A 5474-nucleotide genomic window follows, 5' to 3' on the forward strand; every position below is an offset into this window, starting at 1 on the left:
CGCCGAGGTGGTCTCCGCCGCGGTCACCGCACGCGCCGCCACCTGGCTGGCCTCGGCCGCGTTGCTGGCGATCTCCCGGATGCTGGCGCCCATCTGCTCCGCACCAGCCGCCACCGTCTGCACGCTGCGCGAGACCTCCTCCGCCGCACCGGACACCACACCGGACTGCGCGGAGGTCTCCTCCGCCGACGCCGAGATCTGCGCCGACGACGCCGACAGCTCCTCCGAAGAAGCCGCCACCGCATCCGCAGCACCCACGACTCCGGCCATCACCTCGCGCAGGGCGCCCTGGGCAGCGATGAGCGCCGACGCCATCTCGCCGATCTCGTCGCGATCGCGGACGTCCGGCGCCACCGTCAGGTCGCCCTCGGCCATCGCCTGCACGCTGGCCTGCACCGATCGCACGGTCGCGAGCATCCGCCGGATGATCCAGAAAGCCAGGCCGACCGTCACCAGCAGACCGGCCACGAGCGAGGCGATGATCAGGGTCCGAGCGCTGTCCGCCTCCGCGGCGGACTCTCGGTTGCGCTGGTCCGCCTGGGCCGACTGCGCCGCAGCCTCGTCCTCCAGGGCCTGGGCGGCATCGCCGATCGTCGGTCGGGACACGGTCTGGAACACCTGGTTGAACGTCACCAGGTCACCGGCATCGGCCGCCGGCACGAGCTGCGTCTCGGTGCTGGCGATCATCCCCTCCACCGCGGCATCGAAGGCGGCCATCGCCGCGGAGTCGACGACGAAAGGTGCGTAATCGTCGAGGGCCGCCTGCTGGTCGGCCAGCTTCTCGTCGAACTCCGGGAGCATCTCGATCCGGCGCGGCTGGTCCGCAACGGCATACTCGAGCATCCGCTGCCGGTAGCCGGCGTTCGCGCGCTGGATCCCGGCCAGTGCCGTGAGCGGCTCGAGGTTCTCCTCGTAGATGGTGCGCTGATCGGCCGCCAGCGCCTCGAGATGCGTGACGGCGAGCGTGCTCGTGCCCGTGGCCACGACGGCCAGGGCACCGACCACGATGCCGATCTTGACACCGATGGGGCGGTCTGCGATCCAGCGACGGCGTGCGGGGGTCCTGCTCATCGGTTCTCCTGCTGGGGTGCGTGGGTGTGGAGCCGGACTGCGACGCCGACGGCACGTGCCGGCTCGACCCACCACGACGGAGCGGTGGGTGCGGCACAAAGCATGGCGGCCGAGAGGGAATGGACGGCCCTTCTGTTGCCATGGACCCATCGGCGTGTCACGGAATGGTCGGTGACCATTCTTGACGTGTCGACATGGCGCCTTCGGGCATCGAATGGCAGGGGCCGGGGACTCGCGAGAGCGCGGAACCGGTAACCCGGTCCCGCGCTCTCCCCCCGCGCCCCTGGCGCCGTCCGTGTCAGTAGCTGAAACGGCCCACCGTGGTGCGCAGGTCGGCGGCCATCCGGGACAGCTCGTCGACGGCGGTGCGGGTCTGGGTCAGCGCCTGGGTCGTGGAGTCCGCGGCGGTGGAGACGCTGGTGATGTTCTCCGCGATCTGCCCCGACCCACCGGCGGCCTCCTGCACCGATCGGCTCATCTCACTGGTGGTGGCGGTCTGCTCCTCCACCGCCGAGGCGATCGTGGTCTGGCGGTCGGAGATCTGCGCGACGATGGAGGAGATCTCGGCGATCGCGTCGACGGCAGCTCCGGTGTCGCCCTGGATAGCCTGCACCCGGCGGGCGATGTCCTCGGTCGCCTTCGCCGTCTCCTGCGCCAGCTCCTTGACCTCGTTGGCGACCACCGCGAAGCCCTTGCCGGCCTCACCGGCGCGGGCGGCCTCGATCGTGGCGTTCAGCGCCAGCAGGTTCGTCTGCTCCGCGATGCTCGTGATCACCTTCACCACGTTGCCGATCTCCGCCGAGGACTCGCCCAGCTTCGCCACCGTCGCCGTCGTCGTCTCCGCAGCCGTGACGGCGCGGGCGGCCACCTCCGAGGCCTCGGCCGCGTTGCTGGCGATCTCCCGGATGCTCGCGCCCATCTGCTCCGCACCAGCCGCCACCGTCTGCACGCTGCGGGAGACCTCCTCCGCCGCACCGGACACCACACCGGACTGCGCGGAGGTCTCCTCGGCCGACGCCGAGATCTGCGCCGAGGAGGCCGACAGCTCCTCGCTGCTCGCCGCCACCGCATCCGCCGACGACACCACCGTGGCCATCACCGAGCGCAGGTTCACCACCGCCTCGTCCAGCGCCGAGCCCATTCGCCCCAGCTCGTCCTTCGACGTCAGACCGGCCGTGCGCGTCAGGTCACCGGCGGCCAGACCGACGGCCACGTCCTCCACCCGCCGGGCCGCACGCGCCACGCCGCTGGCGACGAACCAGCCCAGCGCCAGGGCCACCGCGATGCCCACCGCGATGACGACGAGGGTGGTCGTCCGGGTGGACTCGTAGCCGGCGGCGATGTGCCCGGCGGCGGCCCCCGCCTCGGCCAGCTCCTGGTCGGTCAGCTCCTGCAGGTCGGTGGTGATCTCGTCCATCAGGGGCTTCACCTGCGCGGTGTTGACCTGGTTCCACCCGGCGACGTCGTTGGCCAGCGCGCGGGGCTTGAGGAGCTCGTTCTGCAGGGCCACGTACTCGACGATGTCCGCCCGCAGCTCTTCCGCGGCCGCTCGCTTCTCCGCCTGGCTGGTGCCCGCGACGTAGTCGTCGAGCTCCTGCTCGAACGCCGCCTGGTAGCCGTCCATCTTCTCGTACTGCTCGAGCGTCAGCTCCGGCGTGGGCACGAGCAGCGCGTCCCGGGCGGCCACGCGGATGTCGCTGCCGAGACCGTCCATGACGGCGGCGTTCATCGCGCCCTGGAAGTTGTTGCTGTACAGCTCGTCGGCGTCCGCAGCCGCGGTGCTCATCCCGGAGATGCCGAGGGCACCGATACCGGCGGCGACCGCGGCGGTGACCCCGACCGCGCTGAGGACCTTGGTCCGGACCGACAGGTCGGCCAACCGGGACAGAGCGGACCGGCCGGCGGGCTGGTCGGCGCGACGGCCACCAGGGGCGGTCGCGGGTCGGGCGGCTGCGGTCATGACTGTGCTCCAGGGAGGAAGGGAGAGCCGGCGCCGCACGTCAGCCGGCTCGTGTCTGCGCGCCTCGTGCGGGGGAACGGGGGAAACCTAGGGCGCAATCTTCCGATGACGAACGGAATTGCGGACGTGTCGCGCGGCCCGCGGAAGAATGGTCGGTGACCGACTTTCCTGTGTCGACTTGACGCCGTTCCGGCCGATTCCGACCGCATTTCCCGGCCCGTCGAGCGACTCGGCGGCACCTGCCCCCGACGACAGATCGGCGCGGTGACCGGTGTCCCGGTCACCGCGCCGATCCGCGGGTGGAGGTGCTCAGTAGGTGAAGCGCCCCACGGTGGTGCGGAGGTCCGACGCCATCCGGGAGAGCTCGTCCACCGCGATACGGGTCTGGCTCAGCGCCTGGGTGGTGGAGTCCGCCGCGCCGGAGACACCGGCGATGTTGGTGGCGATCTGACCGGTGCCGTCCGCGGCCTCCTGCACCGACCGCGACATCTCGTTCGTGGTGGCGGTCTGCTCCTCCACCGCGCTGGCGATGGTGGTCTGGCGGTCGGAGATCTGGGCGACGATCGAGCTGATCTCCTCGATCGCGGCCACCGCGGCGGTGGTGTCGCCCTGGATGGCCAGGACGCGCTTGGCGATGTCCTCGGTGGCCTTCGCCGTCTCCTGCGCCAGCTCCTTGACCTCGTTGGCGACCACGGCGAAGCCCTTGCCGGCCTCACCGGCCCGCGCGGCCTCGATGGTGGCGTTGAGCGCCAGCAGGTTCGTCTGCTCGGCGATCGAGGTGATGACCTTGACGACGTTGCCGATCTCGGCCGAGGAGTCACCCAGCTTGGCGACGGTGGCGGTGGTGGCGGCGGCGGCGTCCACGGCGCGGGCGGCGACCTGGCTGGCCTCCGCGGCGTTCGAGGCGATCTCCCGGATCGAGGCGCCCATCTCCTCCGCCCCCGCGGCCACGGTCTGCACGCTGCGGGACACCTCCTCCGCGGCACCGGAGACGACACCGGACTGCGCGGACGTCTCCTGCGCCGAGGCAGAGATCTGCGCCGACGACGCCGACAGCTCCTCGCTGCTGGCCGCCACCGCGTCGGCCGAGGCGACGACGGAGCCGAGCACCTCGCGCAGGCTGGCCTGCGCGCTGTCCAGCGACGCGGCCATGCGGCCGAGCTCGTCCTTGCTGGTGACGTTCGTGGCGGTCGTCAGGTCGCCGGCGGCCATGGCCTCGGCGGTGGTCTGGACGGCACGGACGGTGCGGTTGATGCGGCGGACCACCAGGACGGTGAGGCCCACGGCCGCCAGCGCCGCCAGCCCGGAGACGATCAACAGCAGCTGGGTGGCCGAGCTGGCGTCCTCGTTCGCCTCCGCGTTGCGCTCGGCGGCCTCGGCGGACTGGGCGACACCTTCCTCCTCGAGCCCGTCGGCGATGTCGCTCAGCAGCGGGCTGGAGACCTCGCGGTAGATCTGTGCGTAGGTGGCGAGGTCACCCGCGTCGGCCGCGGGGAACAGCTGCGCCGTGTTGGAGGCCAGGAACTGCTCGCGGGCGCCCAGGTACTTGTCCATGGCGGCCTGGTCGATGACGAACGGCTCGTACTCGGCGAGGGCGGTCTCGACGTCGGCCTGCTTCTTGGCCATCTCGCCGATCAGCTCCTGCCGGCGCGCCGGGTCGGAGACGGCGTACTCGAGCACGCGGGCACGGTGGGCGGCGGTCGCCCGCTGCACGGCGGAGAGCGAGTTGAGCGGCTTGAGGTTCTCGGCGTAGATCCGCTCCTGGTCCCCCTGCATCTCGCTCATGCGGGAGATGGCGAGGGCGTCGGCGCCCCCCAGCACGACGAGGAGCAACGCGACCACGGCACCGATGCGGACGCCCAGGGGGCGGTCGGCGAACCAGCCACCACCACCCGGCAGACGCGTCCGGGAAGAACGAGAACTCATGACGACTCCTGTGCGAAGAAGAGGGGGGATCGCAGCAACGGGACGGCTGCGAGGGTGGTGGCTCCCGGAAGGAGAATGGCGGGGAAACGGGCCTGGAACGGCTGCAACGTGGCGTGTCGGGCACACCTCGCACATTTGTCCGGTGACCGTTCCTCCCATGTCGACACGTCGCTCATCGCCTAAGGCGAGGCGGCGGGCACCTGGTGCCGAAATGCACATCGGGGTGGTGCCCGGGATCTCCCGGGCACCACCGGCGATGCGGGTGCTGCGCTGTCTCTCAGTAGGTGAAGCGGCCCACGGTGCTGCGCAGGTCGGCGGCCATCCGGGACAGCTCGTCGACGGCGGTGCGGGTCTGGGTCAGCGCCTGGGTGGTGGAGTCCGCGGCGGTGGAGACCCCGGAGATGTTCTCCGCGATCTGCGTGGTGCCACCGGCGGCCTCCTGCACCGACCGCGACATCTCGTTGGTGGTGGCGGTCTGCTCCTCCACCGCCGAGGCGATCGTGGTCTGGCGGTCGGA

General features: G+C 71.4%; 3 protein-coding genes and 1 pseudogene. All 4 read right to left on the minus strand.

Features of this window, described 5'->3' with window-relative positions:
• Positions 1-1071: MCP four helix bundle domain-containing protein (locus tag BD833_RS22545; protein ID WP_166535404.1), on the minus strand; the 1071-nt coding region annotated here is incomplete at its 3' end.
• 298 nt (positions 1072-1369) lie between these two features.
• Positions 1370-3031, minus strand: coding sequence for a methyl-accepting chemotaxis protein (locus BD833_RS22550; protein WP_166535405.1), 1662 nt, complete (start codon positions 3029-3031; stop codon positions 1370-1372).
• Between the two features lie 309 nt (positions 3032-3340).
• Complete coding sequence (locus BD833_RS22555; protein ID WP_166535406.1) at positions 3341-4957, minus strand: methyl-accepting chemotaxis protein; 1617 nt, start codon at positions 4955-4957, stop codon at positions 3341-3343.
• A gap of 277 nt (positions 4958-5234) precedes the next feature.
• Positions 5235-5474 (minus strand): annotated as a pseudogene (locus tag BD833_RS22560) (methyl-accepting chemotaxis protein); the annotation flags it as partial.

The organism is Blastococcus xanthinilyticus (assembly GCF_008124835.1).
Lineage (GTDB): Bacteria > Actinomycetota > Actinomycetes > Mycobacteriales > Geodermatophilaceae > Blastococcus > Blastococcus xanthinilyticus.

Coding starts and splice junctions, on each gene's coding strand:
- BD833_RS22550 (WP_166535405.1), bottom strand. CDS start 3,031: ATGACCGCAGCCGCCCGACCCGCGACCGCCCCTGGTGGCCGTCGCGCC.
- BD833_RS22555 (WP_166535406.1), bottom strand. CDS start 4,957: ATGAGTTCTCGTTCTTCCCGGACGCGTCTGCCGGGTGGTGGTGGCTGG.